Origin of the sequence: Rhodococcus sp. 15-2388-1-1a, from assembly GCF_002259145.1 — a bacterium.
GTDB lineage: Bacteria > Actinomycetota > Actinomycetes > Mycobacteriales > Mycobacteriaceae > Rhodococcoides.
This window is the reverse complement of the sequence record NZ_NPFP01000044.1, coordinates 1-18,091: the sequence shown is the minus strand read 5'-3', so window position 1 is coordinate 18,091 and position 18,091 is coordinate 1. Positions and strand designations below refer to the sequence as shown.

The 18,091-nt window shown below is 65.5% G+C and carries 16 protein-coding genes and 2 tRNA genes; 7 read left to right on the top strand and 11 right to left on the bottom strand.

Annotated elements, in window-relative coordinates; translation table 11 throughout:
• Positions 1-26 precede the first annotated feature (26 nt).
• From prmC to argS, 10 genes are all read right to left on the bottom strand, one after another.
• The gene (gene prmC, locus CH302_RS24605) at positions 27-911 is read right to left on the bottom strand and encodes a peptide chain release factor N(5)-glutamine methyltransferase (protein ID WP_037193387.1); all 885 of its coding nucleotides are present in this window, start codon (positions 909-911) and stop codon (positions 27-29) included.
• 34 nt (positions 912-945) lie between these two features.
• A complete protein-coding gene (locus CH302_RS24600) occupies positions 946-1,764 on the bottom strand; it encodes an SHOCT domain-containing protein (protein ID WP_094650105.1) in 819 nt (272 codons plus the stop codon).
• 106 nt (positions 1,765-1,870) lie between these two features.
• On the bottom strand, positions 1,871-2,947 hold the full coding sequence (prfA, locus tag CH302_RS24595; protein WP_037193389.1) for a peptide chain release factor 1: 1,077 nt from the start codon (positions 2,945-2,947) through the stop codon (positions 1,871-1,873).
• A 97-nt stretch (positions 2,948-3,044) separates the two neighbouring features.
• Positions 3,045-3,278 (bottom strand): 50S ribosomal protein L31, encoded by a 234-nt coding sequence (gene rpmE, locus CH302_RS24590; RefSeq protein ID WP_008715081.1) that lies wholly within the window; start codon positions 3,276-3,278, stop codon positions 3,045-3,047.
• Positions 3,279-3,476: 198 nt separating this feature from the next.
• A complete protein-coding gene (gene rho / locus CH302_RS24585; RefSeq protein ID WP_082323765.1) occupies positions 3,477-5,609 on the bottom strand; it encodes a transcription termination factor Rho in 2,133 nt (710 codons plus the stop codon).
• Positions 5,610-5,918: 309 nt separating this feature from the next.
• Positions 5,919-6,851 carry a homoserine kinase gene (gene thrB, locus CH302_RS24580; RefSeq protein WP_037193391.1) on the bottom strand — a complete coding sequence of 311 codons (933 nt, stop codon included), beginning with the start codon at positions 6,849-6,851 and terminating at the stop codon, positions 5,919-5,921.
• Between the two features lie 19 nt (positions 6,852-6,870).
• Positions 6,871-7,938, bottom strand: coding sequence for a threonine synthase (gene thrC / locus CH302_RS24575; protein WP_027497914.1), 1,068 nt, complete (start codon positions 7,936-7,938; stop codon positions 6,871-6,873).
• Positions 7,935-9,236, bottom strand: a complete 1,302-nt coding sequence (locus CH302_RS24570; RefSeq protein ID WP_037193392.1) for a homoserine dehydrogenase — start codon at positions 9,234-9,236, stop codon at positions 7,935-7,937. The genes thrC and CH302_RS24570 overlap by 4 nt, the downstream gene beginning before the upstream one ends.
• Positions 9,233-10,654: a diaminopimelate decarboxylase gene (gene lysA / locus CH302_RS24565; RefSeq protein ID WP_037193393.1), complete on the bottom strand. Its 1,422-nt coding sequence runs from the start codon at positions 10,652-10,654 to the stop codon at positions 9,233-9,235. The genes CH302_RS24570 and lysA overlap by 4 nt, the downstream gene beginning before the upstream one ends.
• A complete protein-coding gene (argS, locus tag CH302_RS24560) occupies positions 10,651-12,303 on the bottom strand; it encodes an arginine--tRNA ligase (protein ID WP_037193394.1) in 1,653 nt (550 codons plus the stop codon). Before argS ends, lysA begins: the two co-directional genes overlap by 4 nt.
• A 231-nt stretch (positions 12,304-12,534) precedes the next feature.
• On the opposite strand from argS, the gene CH302_RS24555 reads away from it, so the two are divergent.
• The 5 genes from CH302_RS24555 to CH302_RS24535 all read left to right on the top strand — a co-directional run bounded on the left by CH302_RS24555 (position 12,535) and on the right by CH302_RS24535 (position 15,838).
• Positions 12,535-13,425 carry a DUF3105 domain-containing protein gene (locus CH302_RS24555; protein ID WP_037193396.1) on the top strand — a complete coding sequence of 297 codons (891 nt, stop codon included), beginning with the start codon at positions 12,535-12,537 and terminating at the stop codon, positions 13,423-13,425.
• On the top strand, positions 13,425-14,147 hold the full coding sequence (locus tag CH302_RS24550; protein ID WP_037193397.1) for a DUF305 domain-containing protein: 723 nt from the start codon (positions 13,425-13,427) through the stop codon (positions 14,145-14,147). Before CH302_RS24555 ends, CH302_RS24550 begins: the two co-directional genes overlap by 1 nt.
• Before the next feature lie 68 nt (positions 14,148-14,215).
• Positions 14,216-14,288: transfer RNA gene (locus tag CH302_RS24545), tRNA-Arg, on the top strand.
• Positions 14,289-14,348: 60 nt separating this feature from the next.
• On the top strand, positions 14,349-15,236 hold the full coding sequence (locus CH302_RS24540) for a hypothetical protein (RefSeq protein WP_052047886.1): 888 nt from the start codon (positions 14,349-14,351) through the stop codon (positions 15,234-15,236).
• Between the two features lie 14 nt (positions 15,237-15,250).
• Positions 15,251-15,838: a class I SAM-dependent DNA methyltransferase gene (locus tag CH302_RS24535; protein ID WP_052047887.1), complete on the top strand. Its 588-nt coding sequence runs from the start codon at positions 15,251-15,253 to the stop codon at positions 15,836-15,838.
• Between the two features lie 47 nt (positions 15,839-15,885).
• Here CH302_RS24535 and CH302_RS24530 read toward each other — a convergent pair.
• A tRNA-Cys gene (locus CH302_RS24530) sits at positions 15,886-15,956 on the bottom strand.
• Positions 15,957-16,061: 105 nt separating this feature from the next.
• Here CH302_RS24530 and CH302_RS24525 point away from each other — a divergent pair.
• A complete protein-coding gene (locus CH302_RS24525; RefSeq protein WP_037193399.1) occupies positions 16,062-17,405 on the top strand; it encodes a DUF2254 domain-containing protein in 1,344 nt (447 codons plus the stop codon).
• A 35-nt stretch (positions 17,406-17,440) separates the two neighbouring features.
• Positions 17,441-17,974 carry a MarR family winged helix-turn-helix transcriptional regulator gene (locus CH302_RS24520; protein WP_037193707.1) on the top strand — a complete coding sequence of 178 codons (534 nt, stop codon included), beginning with the start codon at positions 17,441-17,443 and terminating at the stop codon, positions 17,972-17,974.
• Positions 17,975-18,091 lie beyond the last annotated feature (117 nt).

Here is an 18,091-nt window from a genome sequence, read left to right as displayed (position 1 = left end):
GTGTCGCCCGCCTGCCGTTCCCGTCGTCAGGCCTGGACCGGCTGTGCCCGTGCTGCAACGACGAACCGGGGCCTACCCGCCAGATCCGGATGCGCGGTGACCTCGGTGAACACGCGTCGCCGAGAGAGCAGCGCCGCCACCTCGCTGCCATTGGAGTCGTCGTGTTCGATGGCGACGCCGCCGCCGATCCGAAGCCAACGGGCGATGTTGCCGATCATCGGTTCGATGACCGACAGGCCGTCCGAACCGCCGAACAGCGCCATATGCGGATCGTGATCGATCACCTCGGGATCGAGGTCTGCCCCCTCCGGAATGTAGGGCGGGTTGGCGACGATCATGTCGACTGCACCGTCGAGTTCGGTCAACAGATCTCGAGCCGTGACATCGCCGTGGTGCAGTGTGATCGGGGTATCGCCGTGGCCGCTGCGCAGGTCCGCATTGCGCCGAGCCCACGCCAATGCCGACGGGTCTAGCTCGACGGCATGGACGACGGCGTCCGGCCGAGCGTTGGCGATCGCCAGTGCCAATGCGCCCGAGCCCGTGCACAGATCGAGAATCACCGGCGGGTGGTGGTCGACGTTCTCGAGGAACGCCAGAGCCCAGGCCAACAACAATTCGGTTTCCGGCCGGGGCACGAACACGCCCGGTCCCACTTCGACGTCGATGTTGCCCAGCGAGGTCGTTCCCGTGATGTATTGCAGCGGAATGCGTTTCGCGCGCTGCTCGACGGTCCGGAAATACGCCTCGACAACCTCGGGTTCGACGAGAGGAACCAGACCGAGACGGCCGCGGTCCACGCCGACGAGGTGTGCAGCGAGCAGTTCCGCATCGACCCGCGGGCTCGGCACACCGGCAGCATCGAGCATCGACGTTGCTTCGAGGATGGCCAGACGTAACGGCTTGCGGCTCACCCGTACAGACTGCCACGAGCCACCGACAACCCGGTCACACGCGTCCCAGCAACTCCGACTTCTTGGCGTAGAACTCGTCGTCGGTGAGGAAGCCCTTCGCGTGCAAACCTGCGAGAGCCTCGATCGCCGCCGTGATGTCGGAGATGTCCGCGCCTGACGGGTTGCTCCGAGGCGACTGGTTCGAGGACTGCGGAGACTGCTGCGACGAGGACGGTTGCGCGTAGGTCTGCGGAGCGGATTGCGGCGTCGACCGGTTCTGCGAGTTCGTTCCGCTCGACGGTTGGTCGACGCGAGGCAGGCTGCCTGCGGTGAACGTGCCGTACTGGCTGGTGAACTCGAGCGAGCCCGGACCACCGCCCTGCTGTTGCTGGACTCCGCCGATGGAGTGATCGAGAGTGTCGTAGACGGCCAGTTCACCGCCTGCCGACACGGCGAGGCGTCGAGATCCCGGAAACACCGCGTACTGCGACCCGTTCTGACCACCGCTCGAGCTCGGCGCACCGAGTTCCGACGGCCACCACGAGCCGCCGCCGTACGAGTTGCCACCGAACGAGCTGCCACCGGTTTCTCTGGGCGGGTACACCTGATGCTGCGCCAGCACTGCAGACAGGTCTCGACAGAGGCCGTCGACCCGGCTCTTGAGTCCGTGATCGAACATGTTGCCCACCATGGCAATTCCGCCGCGCATCCACTGCCCACTGCCGCCGAGCTCAGGGATGTTGAACTGAGCCATGGTGCCGCGGCCGTTGTTGACGGCATCGAGCATCGTGCGGACGGCATCGGTCGAGACGCCGTAGCGCGACGACAGCTCGGACACGGCGTTCTCGCCTGCGGGAGTCAAGGCCTGGTTCATGTCTGGTGTGCCTCTCGGGCGCTGTTACGGGGTCGAACCTGGCCGCCAGGGTATCGCACCGATCGGTGAATCAGCCCGGCGAAATCTGTAAAGCTCTGTGCCGCAGCTACTCTGCTTGCATGCGCGCGTCGCGGTCCGCCTTGGCAAGCGCGTCGAGCAACGCATCCATTTCGCCGTCGAGCAGGGCGTCGAGGTTGTGCGCCTTGAACCCGATGCGGTGGTCCGTGATGCGGTTCTCGGGGAAGTTGTAGGTTCTGATCCGCTCCGAGCGGTCGACGGTACGCACCTGGCTGGCTCGTCCGGCCGAGGCCTCTTCGTTGGCTGCTTCCTCTGCGGCCGCCTGCAGGCGAGCTGCGAGAACCTGCATCGCTCGTGCCTTGTTCTGCAGCTGGGAGCGCTCGTTCTGGCAGGTCACCACGATGCCCGTGGGAAGGTGTGTGAGCCGAACCGCGGAGTCGGTGGTGTTGACGCCCTGGCCGCCCTTGCCGGACGAGCGATACACGTCGATGCGCAGATCGGTCTCGTCGATCTGAACCTCTTCGACCTCGTCCGGTTCGGGATACACCAGGATTCCGGCCGCAGAGGTGTGCACGCGTCCCTGCGATTCGGTGACCGGCACCCGCTGCACGCGGTGGACGCCGCCCTCGAACTTCAGCCGCGCCCACACGCCGTCGAGAGGATCCTTGGTCTTGATCGACAGCGTCGCGTCCTTGTATCCGCCGAGGTCCGAGACGTTGGCGTCGAGAACCTCGACACGCCATCCACGGCGTTCCGCGTAGCGCACGTACATCCGTGCGAGATCGGCCGCGAAGAGCGCCGATTCCTCGCCGCCCTCACCCGACTTGACCTCCATCACGATGTCGTCGCCGTCGTGCGGGTCACGGGGAGCCAGCAAGTCGGTCAGAGTCTGCTCGAGCTGCACCACCGTCGCCTCGAGGTCGGGAATCTCGGACGCGAACGACGAATCGTCGGCCGCCAACTCACGCGCGGCTTCGAGGTCGTCCTGCGCGGAGGTCAGCTTGGTGTGCGCGGACATGATGGGGGCCAGTTCGGCAAATCTCTTGCCTGCTCTGCGGGCAGCCGAGGGATCGTTGTGCAGAGCTGGATCGGCGAGTTGCTGCTCGAGCCCGGAGTGTTCGGCGAGGATGTCGTCGATGGCCGAAGGCTTGTCTGTTCTCGCCATGTTGATGACTCACTCTCGAACGCCGGTGCAACTGGATGTGGACACAAAAAAGCCGACGCCCGTCCTGTGATGTACAGGACGGGCGTCGGCGAAACAGCTAGCTGTCTGCGTCGGCCTTCTTGCCGGCGCGCTTGCCGTAGCGAGCCTCGAAGCGAGCGACGCGGCCGCCGGTGTCGAGAATCTTCTGCTTGCCGGTGTAGAAGGGGTGGCACTGCGAGCAGACCTCGACGCTGATGCGCTCTTTGTCGGTGGTGCTTCGGGTCTCGAAAGTATTGCCGCAACCACAGACGACTGTCGTCAGTGTGTAGTCGGGGTGAATTCCTGCCTTCATGGTGTCCTTACCGTTCTCTCTAGTGGTCGCCGGGTCGTCTTCGCCGATCGAAGACGTGAACCGGAACCGGACTCGGCCGTTGATTATGCCAGAGCGTGCATCTGACCTGCTAATCGCCGGTACTTCTGTGCCGACAGATGCTTACAACGCGCGCACCTGTCGGCTTGTTCCCCGGACGAAAGATCCGAAGAACAATTGTCAGTCGTTCGTCCCGCCCGGCGCAGTCTTGGAGACTTCCATCAGGAACTCGAGGTTGTTCTTGCTCTTCTTCAGACGGTCGACCAGCAGGTCGATGGCCTGATGCGAGTCCAGTCCGGACAACACGCGACGCAGCTTGTGCACAACGGCAGCCTCGTCGGGAGCGAGGAGCAACTCGTCGTGGCGTGTGCTCGACGGGTTGATGTCCACTGCTGGGAACACGCGGCGTTCGGCGATCTTGCGATCGAGCTTGAGCTCGGCGTTACCGGTGCCCTTGAACTCCTCGAAGATCACGGTGTCGCCGGTGGATCCTGTTTCGACCATGGCCGTGGCGATGATCGTCAACGATCCACCGTGCTCGATGTTTCGAGCCGCGCCGAGGAATCGTTTCGGCGGGTACAGCGCCGTCGAGTCGACACCACCGGACAGGATTCGGCCCGATGCGGGCGAGCTGTTGTTGTACGCGCGTCCCAGACGGGTGATCGAGTCGAGCAGAACCACCACGTCCTGGCCGGCTTCGACCAGACGCTTCGCCCGCTCGATCGCCAACTCGGCCACCGCGGTGTGGTCGCCCGGCGGCCGGTCGAACGTCGACGCGATGACCTCGCCCTTGACGGAGCGCTGCATGTCCGTCACTTCCTCGGGACGCTCGTCGACGAGGATGACCATCAGGTAGCACTCGGGATTGTTGATGGCGATCGCGTTGGCGATGGCCTGCAGAACGCTTGTCTTACCTGCCTTCGGCGGGCTGACGATGAGCGCGCGCTGACCCTTGCCGATCGGCATCACCAGGTCGATGATGCGCGTGGTCAGGATGTTCTGCTGCGTCTCGAGGCGCAGTCGCTGATTGGGGTACAGCGGGGTGAGCTTGCCGAATTCCGGACGCTTGCGCGCGGCCTCGACCTCTCCCCCGTTGACGGTGTCCAGACGCACGAGCGGGTTGAACTTCTGCCGCTGGCTCGACTGCTCACCTTCGCGTGCCACTCGAACCGCGCCGGTCACCGCGTCGCCGCGTCGAAGGCCGTTCTTGCGGACGAGGTTCATCGAGACATAGACGTCGTTGGGTCCGGCGAGGTAGCCGGAGGTGCGGACGAACGCGTAGTTGTCGAGGACGTCGAGGATGCCGGCTACCGGCTGCAGAACATCGTCTTCGCGAATCTCGGTGTCGCGCTCGCGGCCACCGCCACCCTCGTTGCCTTCGCCACGGTCACGTCCGCGACGACGTTCGCGGAACCGACGTCCCCGGCGTCCGCGGCCTTCACCGTCGTCGTCCTGGTTGTTGTCGCGGTTGTCACGCGGACCGTTGTTGCGATCCTCGTTGCGGTTGTCGTTGCGACCGTCGCCCTGGTTGCGATTGCGACCGCCCTGATTGCGACCGCCGCTGTCCCGGTTGGAGTTGTCCCGGTCGCCCTGATTGCGGTTTCCGTTGTCACGGTTGCCGTTCTCGCGGTTGGAGCCGTCCCGGTCGCCCTGATTGCGGTTTCCGGAGTCGCGGCTCGCGTTGTCGCGGGTGCCGTCGGCGTCACGCGGTTCGCGTTCCGACCCGTCCTGGCGGTTGCGTTCGCCGCGGCTACGGCGCGGGCGCTCGGTGGCGGCGTTGTCGCCGGTCTCGTCCGGCTTCTCCGTCTGCGGCGCGGCTGCGGGCGAATCGGCCGCCGCGGGAGCGGATCCGGCCGAATCGTTGCTGTCGTCGAGTGGGAGTTGATCGGGAGCACCGGCGCGACGACCTGCGGCACGACGGCCGCGTGTCCGGCGACCCGTCTCGGGAGCCGCATCGGCAGAATCGCCCGACTGCGCCGCGGGGGCGTCCGAGGACGGCGCTTCGGGAGCCGACTGCTTCGGTGCCGCCTCGGCTGCAGGCCGATCTTCGACGGCGGGCGCGGATGCAGCGGCGCGACGCGACCTGGGTGCGTCGGACTTCGGTGCGTCCGACTTCGGTGCGTCCGACTTGGCCGGTGCGCTGCCCGATTGCCGCTCGGAGATCGCAGCGATCAGATCGCCCTTGCGCATACCGGAAACGCTCTTGATGCCGAGTTCACCAGCGAGGCTGCGCAGCTCGGTGAGAACCATTCCGGACAGGCCGGCACGTCGGCGTGACGTTTCGGGCGCAGAGATAAGTTCCGTATCGGTCACGGAGGTCCTTTCCTTCCCTCGCTCGCTCGATGCGCAGCCGAGGGTTCGTTCCGCAGTTCGGCGTTCTGCCGAGCTCGGATATTGCCGTTCATGTTCGACGCACTCCGTCGACGACACCATCGATCCGAGACCGCAGAGAACCACGGGGAGGATCGAGTCAGGAGCGTCACATCACTCGGACGTTTGAATCCCCCGAATACAGCGACCTGATTGCCCTGACGAAACCGGCGTCTGAAGCGCACGATGTACGGACAGGGTTCACCATAGCGCCGTTGTCCCCACTCGGCAAGAACCCTACTGACGCGTTTGTCACGCGACGGTGACTCCGTCGGCCACGTCGAGGTCGAGGACCCGCCACCCCTCGGCCGATGCGGCGTCACGCAGATCGGCCGGAAACTCCTCGGTGCACAGCGCCATGACCGTCGGTCCCGCGCCGGACACAACCGCCGCGATGGACCGCGCGCGCAAGGTGGCGATCCAGCGAGTGGTGTCGGGTAACGCCTGAGCGCGCTGACCTTGATGCAGCAGGTCCTCCGTCGCGGACATCAACAGATCCGGACGCTCGGTCAGTGCCACCACCGCGAGCGCGCTCCGGCTGACGTTGAAGGCCGCGTCACGATGGGGCACCAACTCGGGCAACAGTCCCCGGGTGTGCGACGTCGACGAGCGTTCGGACGGTACGAGCACGACGACCTTGATGCTCGGATGCACCTCGAGACGTACCGCTGCGTACTTCCGCGCCGTCACACTGGCATTGGGCGGTTCGCTCCACGACACGACCGCACCGCCGAGGCAACTCGCCGACGCGTTGTCGGGATGACCCTCGAACTCCGACGACAGCTGGACGAGCTGGCTCTCCGACAGCGCGAGCGACCGATCCACTTTCGCGGCGAGCGCGTTGGCGGCAGCGAGGCCCCCGACCACAGCCGACGCCGAGGAACCGAGCCCCCTCGAATGGGGAATCAGGTTGCGGCAGTGGACATCCAGGCCGTCGGCCCACACTCCGGCCGCTTCGAGTCCCCGCTCGATGGCGCGCACCACCAGATGCGTCGGGCCCCACGGCACGTCCGCCGAACCCTCACCGTCGACGTGAATCCGAAGTCCCGACGCGGTGGTCGTGACCTCGATCTCGTCGTACAGCCCCAAAGCGATTCCGAGACTGTCGAATCCGGGTCCGATGTTGGCACTGGACGCCGGGACGCGCGCGGTGACCGTGAGCCCGATGGGGAGTGTCGTCGTCATGGCCGGAGATTCCGTCAACTCAGGCCAGCTCGAGCGCAGCCGCGACAGCGACGGGATCGACCGAAATGGGTTCCACCACAGGCATTCCCGACAGTGCTGTGTCGGGATCCTTGAGGCCGTTTCCGGTGACCGTGCACACGACGGTCAGGCCGGGTTCGAGCCAGCCTTCCTTTCGTGCTGCGAGGAGCCCGGCAACACTGGCCGCGGAAGCGGGCTCGACGAACACGCCCTCGGTCTTCGCGATCAATCGGTACGCCTCGAGGATCTCCTCGTCGGTCGCTGCGCGGAAGGCTCCGTTCGATTCTTCCTTGGCATTGACGGCACCGTTCCAGGATGCGGGCGAGCCGATCCGGATCGCAGTGGCGATCGTTTCCGGGTCCTTCACCGGCGCACCGTGAACCAGAGGTGCGGCGCCTGCGGCCTGGACTCCGAGCATCCGTGGCTTGCGCGTGGTGAGACCGTCACGGAAGTACTCCGAGTAACCGCGCCAGTACGCGGTGATGTTGCCTGCGTTGCCGACCGGCAGTGCATGGATGTCCGGTGCGTCGCCGAGGGCGTCACAGATCTCGAAGGCCGCAGTCTTCTGGCCTTCGATGCGAACAGGATTGACGGAGTTGACCAGACCGATGGTCGGGAACTCGGCCGTGGTCTTGCGGGCCAGCTCGAGGCAATCGTCGAAGTTGCCCTGCACCTGAATGATCTTCGCTCCGTGCATGACTGCCTGAGCGAGCTTGCCCATGGCGATCTTGCCCTGCGGAACCAGTACGGCACAGCTCATTCCGGCCTTGGCCGCATAGGCGGCTGCGGAGGCCGAGGTGTTGCCGGTCGAGGCGCAGAGAACGGCCTCCTGACCTCGGGCGAGCGCGTCGGTGACGGCCATGGTCATCCCGCGGTCCTTGAAGGAGCCGGTGGGGTTGAGGCCTTCGACCTTCAGATGCACTGTGCACCCGGTCAGTTCGGACAGGTGCCCGGCCGGCAACAGCGGAGTGCCGCCCTCGCGCAGCGTGACGGTCTTCCAGTCCGGGCCGATCGCCAGACGCGAACGGTATGCCTCGATCAGACCGGGCCAGGGGGTGTGGACGCTCATACGGTGGTGCCTTCCAATCGGAGAACGCTGGCGACGTGAACGACGACGTCGAGCTGCTCGAGGGATGCAACGGTGTCGGACAGTGCGGAGTCGGCCGCGAGGTGGGTGACGACGACGAGCCTGGCTCCGTCACCCGAGCCCTGCTGACGCACCGTGGAGATGCTGACATCGCGCTTGGAGAATTCGGCCGCAACGGTGGCGAGAACGCCGGGCTTGTCCGCCACCTGCATGCTGACGTAGTAGCGAGTGAGGATGTCACCCATGGGGGCCACCTTGAGCTTGGCGTACTTGGATTCGAGTGGGCCTCGTCCGCCGTAGAACTTGTTGCGAGCGGCCATCACCAGATCGCCGAGTACTGCGGACGCGGTCGGCGCACCGCCTGCACCCTGGCCGTAGAACATCAGGCGTCCGGCAGCCTCTGCTTCGACGACCACGGCGTTGAACGCACCGTTCACCGATGCCAACGGGTGGTTCAACGGAACGAGCGCGGGGTAGACCCGAGCGGAGATTCGCTCCTTGCCCTTGGGCGTGACGATCCGCTCGCAGATGGCCAGCAGCTTGATGGTGCAGTCGAGGGATTTCGCGGTCTCGAGATCGTCCGAGGTGATCTTGCTGATGCCCTCGCGGTAGACGTCACCGGCAGTGACTCGCGTGTGGAACGCGATGGACGCCAGGATGGCGGCCTTCGATGCAGCGTCGTAGCCTTCGACGTCGGCGGTCGGGTCGGCCTCGGCGTAACCCAGACGCCCCGCCTCGGCGAGGGTTTCGGCGTAGTCCGCGCCGGTCTCGTCCATGGCAGAGAGGATGAAGTTGGTGGTGCCGTTGACGATGCCGGCGACCTTGTTCACGCGGTCACCCGCGAGGGACTGCATCAGCGGGCGAACCACAGGAATTGCTCCGGCCACGGCGGCCTCGAAATACAGGTCGGCACGCGACTTCTCGGCCGCGTCGGCCAGTTCTCCGGTGTACTCGGCCAGCAGGGCCTTGTTCGCCGTGATGACGGACTTACCCTTCTCCAGGGCAGAGAGCACCAGCTTGCGGGGAATGTCGATGCCGCCGAGAACCTCGACGACGATGTCGACGTCGTCGCGGCCGACGAGCTCGGCCGGATCGTCGGTGAGCAGCTCGGCCGGAACTCCACGATCGCCGTCGACTCGACGCACAGCGATGCCCCTAATCTCCAGTGGCGCACCGATTCTCGCTTCGAAATCCTCGGCGTTCTCGGTGAGGATTCGAACGACTTCGCTGCCGACGTTTCCGAGTCCGAGTACGGCGACGCCTATCGGCTTCGATGTCATGGCTGAACCTCCAAGCTGAGCAGATCTTCGATGGTTTCCCGCCGCAGGATCAGGCGCGATCGCCCATCCTTGACCGCCACCACAGCGGGCCGCGTCAGCAGGTTGTAGCGACTGGACATGGAGTAGCAGTACGCCCCGGTGGCCGCCACCGCGAGCAGGTCACCCGGCCCGACGTCTGCCGGCATCCATGTGTTCTTGATGACGATGTCGCCGCTCTCGCAGTGCTTTCCGACCACCCGAGCCACGACGGCCTCGGCATCGCTCGAGCGCGAGACCAGCCGACAGTCGTATTCGGCCTGGTACAGCGAGGTTCGGATGTTGTCGCTCATGCCGCCGTCGACGCTGATGTAGCGCCTGCGCGTCGACTTGTCGACGGTGACATCCTTGATCGTGCCGACCTCGTAGAGCGTGACGGTGCCCGGTCCGGCGATGGCGCGGCCCGGCTCGACGGCGATCGTCGGGACCGGTAGACCCACTGCAGCGGACTCGGTCTCCACGATGGCGGTCAGCTTGGCCGCGAGCTGCTCCACCGGCGGCGGATCATCACTCGGCACGTACGAAATACCCATGCCGCCACCGAGATCGAGTGTAGAGATCTGCGCCGTCTTGTCGACGCCGAACTCCGAGACGATGTCTCGCAGCAGCCCGATGACCTTGTGCGCTGCCAACTCGAAGCCGTCCACCTCGAATATCTGCGAACCGATGTGACTGTGCAGTCCGACGAGTCGAAGGTTGTCGGCAGCGAACACGCGACGAACAGCTTCGAGCGCCGAGCCGTCGGCGAGCGAGAAGCCGAACTTCTGATCCTCGTGCGCGGTGGCGATGAACTCGTGCGTATGCGCCTCGACACCGACGGTGATGCGAATCAGAACGTCTTGCACCACACCGGCCGCACCGGCGACGCCGTCGAGACGGTCGATCTCGATGTTGGAATCGAGTACCACATGCTCGACGCCTGCGCGCACGCCCGCCTCGAGCTCGGCGACCGATTTGTTGTTGCCGTGCATGGCAATTCGGTCGGCTGGGAATCCGGCAGCCAACGCGATGGCCAGCTCGCCTCCGGAGCAGATGTCGAGTGAGAGCCCTTCGTCGGCCACCCAGCGTGCGATCTCTCCGCAGAGGAAAGCCTTGGAGGCGTAGTGAACTCGTTCGGGTGCCCCGAATGCGGCGGCCATCTCACGGCAGCGCGAACGGAAGTCGTCCTCGTCGATGACGAACAACGGTGTGCCGTACTGCTCCGCAAGATCGGTGACCGACACTCCGGCGAGACGGACGGTTCCGTCCTTACCGCGCTCGGCGTTGCGGGGCCACACCTGCTCGGGCAGCGTCGTCATCTCCGACGCGTCGGCCGGGCGATGGGACATCGACTCTTTCGAGGGGGCATCGGCATGCTTGGGTCCTGCCGGATGTGCGCTCACATGCGCTCCGGTGCGCTGACCCCGAGCAGTTCGAGGCCGTTGGCCAGGACCTGCCGGGTCGCGTTCCCCAACGCCAGTCGTGCGGTGTTCACAGGTCCGGGCTCCTCGTCTCCTTGTGGAAGTACTCGACACGCACCGTAGAAACGGTGGTAGGCCCCCGCCAGCTCTTCGAGATAGCGGGCGATCCGGTGTGGTTCGCGTAGTTCGGCGGCGCTGGCCACCACTCGTGGGTACTCGCCGATCGTCCTGATCAGCTCGCCTTCCTGCTCGTGGGTGAGCAGGCTCAGATCCGGCTGCTCCGCGCTGATTCCCAGTTCGGCGGCATTGCGCGCGAGCGAGGCCAGGCGGGCGTGGGCGTACTGGACGTAGTACACCGGGTTCTCGTTGCTCGCGCTCGCCCACAGGGCGAGGTCGATGTCGATGCTGGAGTCGACGGACGACCGAACCATGACATAGCGAGAAGCGTCGACGCCGATGGCGTCGACCAGGTCGTCGAGCGTGATGACGGTTCCGGCGCGCTTGCTCATCTTCACGGCCACGCCGTCGCGCACCAGGTTGACCATCTGGCCGATCAGCACCTCGACGGTCGCGGGGTCGTCTCCGAATGCAGCTGCGGCCGCCTTGAGCCGTCCGATGTAGCCGTGGTGGTCTGCTCCGAGCATGTAGATGCACAGATCGAAGCCGCGCTGCCGCTTGTTCTGGAAGTAGGCGATGTCGCCGGCGATGTAGGCGGCGTTGCCGTCGCTCTTGATGACGACACGATCCTTGTCGTCGCCGTACTCGGTGGACCGCAGCCACCAGGCACCGTCCTCCTCGTAGAGGCTCCCCGAGCTCTTGAGGTACTCGACCGACTTCTCCACGGATCCGGATTCGAACAGCGAGTTCTCGTGGAAGTAGACGTCGAAGTCGACGCCGAACTCGTGCAGATTGGCCTTGATCCGGTCGAACATCAGCTGGGTGCCGATCGATCGGAACGTCTCTTCCTGTGCCTCGGGGGCCAGCGCGAGCGCTTCGGGCTCCTTCGCCAGCACCTGCTCCGCGATCTCGGCGATGTACTCGCCTGCGTAGCCGTTCTCCGGAGCGGGTTCGCCCTTGGCCGCGGCGATCAGGGACCGGCTGAAGCGGGCGATCTGAGCGCCGTGATCGTTGAAGTAGTACTCGCGAGTGACCTCGGCACCGTGGGCGGTCAGGATCCGACCGAGCGCATCGCCGACGGCTGCCCACCGGGTACCGCCGAGGTGCACCGGGCCGGTCGGGTTGGCCGAGACGAACTCGAGATTGACCTTCTTGCCTGCCATCGACGAACCGTTGCCGAAGGCCGCGCCTGCTGCGAGCACGCGGGCAACGATCTCGCCTTGCGCTGCGGCGGCCAGCCTGATGTTCAGGAATCCGGGGCCTGCGACATCGGCGTCGGCGATGGCGGCGTCGGCCGCGAGAGCCTCGGCGAGCCAGCCGGCGAAGTCGCGGGGATTGGCTCCGGCCTTCTTCGCGACCTGGAGTGCCACGTTGGTCGCGTAGTCGCCGTGCTCGGGATTGCGGGGACGCTCGACGGTCAGCTTCGCAGGGAGTACGGATGTATCCAGGCCGCGGTCGGCAAGCACCTTCGCGGCGGTCGCGTGGAGCAGTTCGGCAAGATCGGCGGGAGTCACAGGTAGCTATCCTATTGGCTGGTGCGCGGCGTCCTCGCATCCACTGCCCGTCTGCCCGCGAGCAGCCTCGGCCGACGCGGTCCGCGCAGGCTCTGAACACGCTCTCAGGCAGAGAACGTACAGTGAGGGCGCTCTGTGTCGACGCTCATCCAATGATGCCGTCACCAGCAGATACGCATCACCAGCGCGACCGACCACCACCTTTCCTCGACTGAGAGAGCAACTACAGCGATGCCAACGGGTCCCGACAAAGGCAGTCAGAACAAGTCGGCTGCGAAGGCAGACAAAGCCATCAATGCAGCCAACAAGAAGTCAGCTCGTAAGAAGAAGGGCGGCGTACCCACCGCCACGGGCAGGCAGATTCCCTGGCTGACGGTTGCCGGTGTCGTTGTGGTTGTCGGTCTCGTTGCGGGCCTCGGGATCAATCTGTATCCGAAGTATCAGGACCGAGCCGAGGCGCAGAAGTTCGCGCCCAGCGAGGCCAACCAGGATCCGTCGACCGGCATCGAGGGCGTGACCGTGCAGGAGTACCCCGCGGCTCTGCACGTCGGGCGCACGCAGCGGGTCGCCTACGACCAGTCGCCGCCGTTCGGTGGACCGCACGATGCCGTCTGGGCCACCTGCACGGGAATCGTCTATCCCGAGGCCATCCGTACCGAGAATGCGGTGCACTCCCTCGAGCACGGCGCCGTCTGGGTCACCTACAACCCCGACGATCTGAACGCGGACCAGGTCCAGTCGCTGGCCGATCGTGTCGACGGTGAAACGCAGATGATGATGTCGCCGTACCCCGGCCTCGATTCCCCGGTCTCGCTGCAGTCCTGGGGCCACCAGCTCAAGTTGGACAGCGTGGACGACGAACGCATCGGCCAGTTCGTCTCTGCACTGCGCCTGAACCGCTTCGCCTACCCGGAGGTCGGTGCCAGCTGCGCATCGGTCCCGTCCAGCACCGGCGACGGTAGCGACGGCTTCGACCCGGACAACCCGCCGCTGTTCGATGCATCCGCGCCCGGTGCCGATGCGGTGCCGATGGACGGTGCCGGAATCACTCCCGACGCCAGCGAGACCGGCGGAGCCGGCGGGGCGCAGCTGCCCAGCGATCTCCAGATCCCCACCAACTGATGACCGAACCGACACCGACCGAGAACGCGGGAGTCACCACGTCCGCGGCCAAGCCGAGTCAGCGCACAGCGCTGGTGGCGCTGGCGCTGATCGCCGTTCTGGCGATCGGCTTCGCCCTGGGCTTTCTGGTGCAGAGTCCGTTGGGCGGCGACGACAGTGCACCCGCCGCGGACTCGGTCGATGTCGGTTTCTCTCAGGACATGACCGTGCACCACAACCAAGCCATCGAGATGGCCGCGGTGGCGTTGACCAACGCCTCCGATCAAGCCGTCAAGAATTTGGCGTTCGACATGCTCACCTCGCAGCAGAACCAGGTGGGACAGATGCAGGGCTGGTTGGCCCTGTGGGACCGAGCGCCGATCGCGACCGACGGCTACATGACCTGGATGACCGAGGACGACTCTCACGGTCACTCGATGGGCGGGATGTCCATGGATCCCGGATCCTCGGATCCGACCAGGGCCATGCCGGGCATGGCCAGTTCCGCTGAACTCGCCGCTCTTCGCCAGGCCACCGGCTCGGACGTCGACGTGATGTTCCTACAGCTCATGCTGCGCCACCACGAGGGCGGCCTGGCGATGATGGAGTACGCGCAGATTCACGCGCAGTCACCGGCGGTGATCAATCTGGCGAAGTCCATGGTTGCCACCCAGACCAGCGAGTCGACGCTGATGAAGCAGATGCTCGCCGAGAAGGGTGCGCAGCCGCTGCCCGAGGGGTGATTTCGGCTCGGGCAGCGGATGCGCTAGTCTTTCGTACAGCCCAACAGGCACACCGGTTCGTCCGGTGCGCCCCCGTAGCTCAGGGGATAGAGCGTTCGCCTCCGGAGCGAAAGGCCGCAGGTTCGAATCCTGCCGGGGGCACACATCTTTCACGCACGTCACCGTCGGACGGTGGCTGCTCGAACGAGACGGTGGACTTCGATGTCCGAGAATCTCCCCCGAGTCGAGACCGTCGTCGACGACCTGTATTCACTCCCTCCCGCTGATTTCGTCTCGCATCGCGCCGCATACGTCACCCGGTTCAAGAAGGCCGGCGACAAAGCCGGTGCCACCCGCATCGGTGCCCTTCGCAAGCCCACTCTCGTGGCGTGGTTGGTGAACACACTCGCTCGGCGAGACGAATCGGCCCTGGCGGAACTGTTCGATCTGGGTGAGCAACTCGAACGTGCACAGCAGCGCGGCGACGGCCACCGGCTACGTGAATTGTCCACTGCCCGAAGCGCTTCGATACGCGCCCTGTCCGACCGAGCAGTCTCGCTCGGACGCGACCTCGGGGCGACCGTCGGCGACAACGCAGCCCGCGAGATCTCCAACACCCTGAACGCGGCGATGGCCGATGCCGAAATACGCGACCGTGTCCGCGCGGGCAGAACCGTGGTGGCCGAAACGTACAGCGGCTTCGGACCTGCGCTGCTCTCGATCGTTCCGGACTCGCCCGACGATGATGATGACGACGAAGAGTCGGACCCGGCATCTCCTGAGGTCGAGGACGACCGGGAGAAAACCGACGAAGCCGAACGGAACCGACTGCTCGCCGAACTCGAGTCGGCCGAATCCGACCTCGACGCCGCGGCCGTCGAATCCGCGGAAGCGCAGTCCGACACCGAACGGACGGCATCCGAACTACGAAGCGCTGCAACGGAAGTAGAGCAGATCGAGGCCGAGCTGGAGGCCGCCAGAGCCAGAGCGCAGGCTGCACGAGAAGCACACGAGGCCGGTGTCGTGCAGGCGGAGTTTACGGCGGAGGCACTCGAGGCAGCCCGCGCCCGGGTCGTCGAAGCCCGGTCGGCCCTCGACTCCCTGGCCTGACCTACCCTGGCGGGGTGACCACACGCTGGCAAGCAGAGAATTCCGCAGACGATTCCGCACGGTACATCGAGCGATTCGACCGCCTGGCCGAAAGCGGCGTGGATCTGCACGGTGAAGCCCGCATGGTCGATGCGGTGGTCTCCCCCGCGTCGAGCATTCTCGATGCCGGATGCGGGACCGGCCGACTCGGTGTGGAATTGGCACGACGCGGACACCGTGTGACCGCAGTGGATCTCGATCCTGTTCTGGCCGAGGCCGCGCGAGCGCACCCCGAACTCGACGTCCACGTCGCCGATCTGACGACACTGGATCTGGGACGGACGTTCGACGCGGCCGTGGCAGCGGGCAACGTACTGGTCTTCATGAAGCCCGGTACCGAACGCGCAGCGCTCCAACGTATCTGGGCCCACCTGACCGACGGCGGGGTGTTCGTCACCGGATTCGCCACCGATCGGGAGTACACGGTCGACATGCTCGACGAGGATCTGGCGGCGGTCGGCTTCGTCCTCGAGCACCGATTCGCGACGTGGGATCTCCGGCCCTGGCGCGGCGACGCGGACTGGGCTGTGACCGTGGCTCGAAAGCCCGCGCTACTGGCCTGACACGACATCGATCGGGACCGGCCGTTGTCGGCCGGTCCCGATCTTCGAGCGAGCGACGGGATTCGAACCCGTGTGAACGGCTTTGCAGGCCGGTGCCTAGCCGCTCGGCCACACCCGCATCGCCGATGACGATGCCGTGTTCGCTGTCCGAGATCCACCCTTTCGATCATCGTGATTCGAACCTCGAGGGTTGATTCGGATACCCCGGGGAAGACTGTGCGTCATGAAGGAACACATGGCGAAGCTGCGGGAATCGTTCTGGTTCATTCCTGCCGTCCTCGGAGTTGTCGCACTCGTGCTCGCGCAGGCTCTGGTGAGTCTCGATCGCTATCTGCTCGATACCCGGGTGGATCTGACGGGCTCGCTGCTCTATCACGTGGGTGCCAGTGGCAGCCGAGACATCCTCGGCGCCATCGGCGGGTCCATGCTCGGTGTGGCCGCGACATCGTTCTCCATCACCATCTCGGTCCTCGCCACCGCCAGTTCCTCGTACGGCCCCCGCCTGGTGCGCAACTTCATGGCCGATCGCGGCAACCAGGTGGTGCTCGGCATCTTCGGCGCCACGTTCCTGTACTCACTGATGGTGCTGCGGTCGATTCGCTCGATCGAATCCGACGGATCTGTCTTCGTGCCGGACATCGCCGTCAACGTTGCCGTCGCACTCGCGGTGGTCGACGTGGGGGTGCTCGTCTACTTCATTCATCACATCGCGCAGTCGATCCAGGTGGCAACACTGTCTGCCCGCGTCCGAGACGAACTGTCGGAGTCCGTGGACGCGCTGTACCCGCCCGAGCAACCCGCTGATGCGGCGTCGGCGGAGGGCATCGTCAAGCCGCCCGTCTACACCACGGTGCTGGCCGAGGAGTCCGGGGTGATCATCGACATCGACGAGAGCGCCGTACTGAACATCGCGACCGACACCGACACCGTAATCGACATTCACCGAGTACCCGGTGACCATGTCGTTGCCGGCGAACCGCTCGCCGACATTCTGGCCGACCGTTCGACGGACATCTCCGCGGACGCGATCGAACGAGTTCGAGGGTCGTTCGACATCGGCACCAGTCGAACACCCCGACACGACATCGCCTTCGCCGTCGAACAGATGACCGAGATGGCAGTACGGGCCCTGTCGACAGGCGTCAACGACCCCTACACGGCACGCAACGCCATCGACGATCTCACGGTCGGACTCGTCGCGGTCGTCCAGCGTCCCAGGCCCTCTCGCGCTCGGTGCGGCTCCGACGGCACCGTACGGGTGATCACCCGTCGCGTCGGCGTTCCGTCACTGATCGACCATGCCCTCGACGCCGTACGGATCTACGGCACCGGCAGTCCCATGGTGGTGCAGGCCGGCATACGTCTCGCCGAGCGAGTCGGTCGTGCGGCACAGCATTCCGAGAACGTCGACGCCGTTCTGACCCAATTGGACCTGCTGGACCGCGCGTTGGCCGCAGGCGACACCGATACCGCCCGCACAGCCGAAGCCCGAGAGCAGATCTCGCTGGCCCGCGCAGCGATCACGGATCGCGTATCCCTCGCAGTACCTCGCGTCGTGATTCGGTAGACGCCGGAACCGGCCACCGTGGGAGGATGGTCGGTATGCCAGCACCGTCTCCGCTTCCCCTCGACCCCATTGCAGAGGCACATCGCCAGTGGACCAAGCACGGGTGGTCCGACGCCGCCGACGGTATGGCCGCAGTGACGTCGTTGATGCGTGCGCAGCAGATCATGCTCGCCCGTGTCGAGGAAGCGTTGAAGCCGACGGGACTGACGTTTTCGCGCTACGAATTGCTGACGTTGTTGACCTTCACCAAGAACGGGGCTCTGCCGATGGCGAAGGCGAGTGCACGTCTGCAGGTGCATCCCACGAGCGTGACCAACGCTGTCGACCGCCTCGAGTCCGTGGGATACGTTCGGCGCATCCCGCATCCGAGTGATCGGCGCACCACGCTGGTCGAAATCACCGAGCAGGGACGCACGTTGGCAGTCGAGGCCACCGAGCGCCTGAACTCGCTGGTGTTCGCACGCCCCGGACTGGCGCGTGACAAGCTGATGGCGCTCGTTCGTATCTTGGCGGAACTGCGTTCGGATGCAGGCGATTTCGACAGTGATGACATCACCACGTCGTTCTGAGTTCGATGGTGACTCGTCACAAGACAATGGCACACCCGTACCGTTCGTGGTCCAATTACCGTGGAGACAGGGCGGAGTCGATCTGCTGAAGGGCGGGGCGGGGTGCTGGTGTTGGGG

What these genes read in the sequence shown, in the direction of transcription:
- CH302_RS24600 (WP_094650105.1), bottom strand. Translation starts at nt 1,764, where the DNA reads ATGAACCAGGCCTTGACTCCCGCAGGCGAGAACGCCGTGTCCGAGCTG.
- prfA (WP_037193389.1), bottom strand. Translation starts at nt 2,947, where the DNA reads ATGGCGAGAACAGACAAGCCTTCGGCCATCGACGACATCCTCGCCGAA.
- rpmE (WP_008715081.1), bottom strand. Translation starts at nt 3,278, where the DNA reads ATGAAGGCAGGAATTCACCCCGACTACACACTGACGACAGTCGTCTGT.
- thrB (WP_037193391.1), bottom strand. Translation starts at nt 6,851, where the DNA reads ATGACGACGACACTCCCCATCGGGCTCACGGTCACCGCGCGCGTCCCG.
- thrC (WP_027497914.1), bottom strand. Translation starts at nt 7,938, where the DNA reads ATGAGCGTCCACACCCCCTGGCCCGGTCTGATCGAGGCATACCGTTCG.
- CH302_RS24570 (WP_037193392.1), bottom strand. Translation starts at nt 9,236, where the DNA reads ATGACATCGAAGCCGATAGGCGTCGCCGTACTCGGACTCGGAAACGTC.
- CH302_RS24555 (WP_037193396.1), top strand. Translation starts at nt 12,535, where the DNA reads ATGCCAACGGGTCCCGACAAAGGCAGTCAGAACAAGTCGGCTGCGAAG.
- CH302_RS24550 (WP_037193397.1), top strand. Translation starts at nt 13,425, where the DNA reads ATGACCGAACCGACACCGACCGAGAACGCGGGAGTCACCACGTCCGCG.
- CH302_RS24540 (WP_052047886.1), top strand. Translation starts at nt 14,349, where the DNA reads ATGTCCGAGAATCTCCCCCGAGTCGAGACCGTCGTCGACGACCTGTAT.
- CH302_RS24525 (WP_037193399.1), top strand. Translation starts at nt 16,062, where the DNA reads ATGAAGGAACACATGGCGAAGCTGCGGGAATCGTTCTGGTTCATTCCT.
- CH302_RS24520 (WP_037193707.1), top strand. Translation starts at nt 17,441, where the DNA reads ATGCCAGCACCGTCTCCGCTTCCCCTCGACCCCATTGCAGAGGCACAT.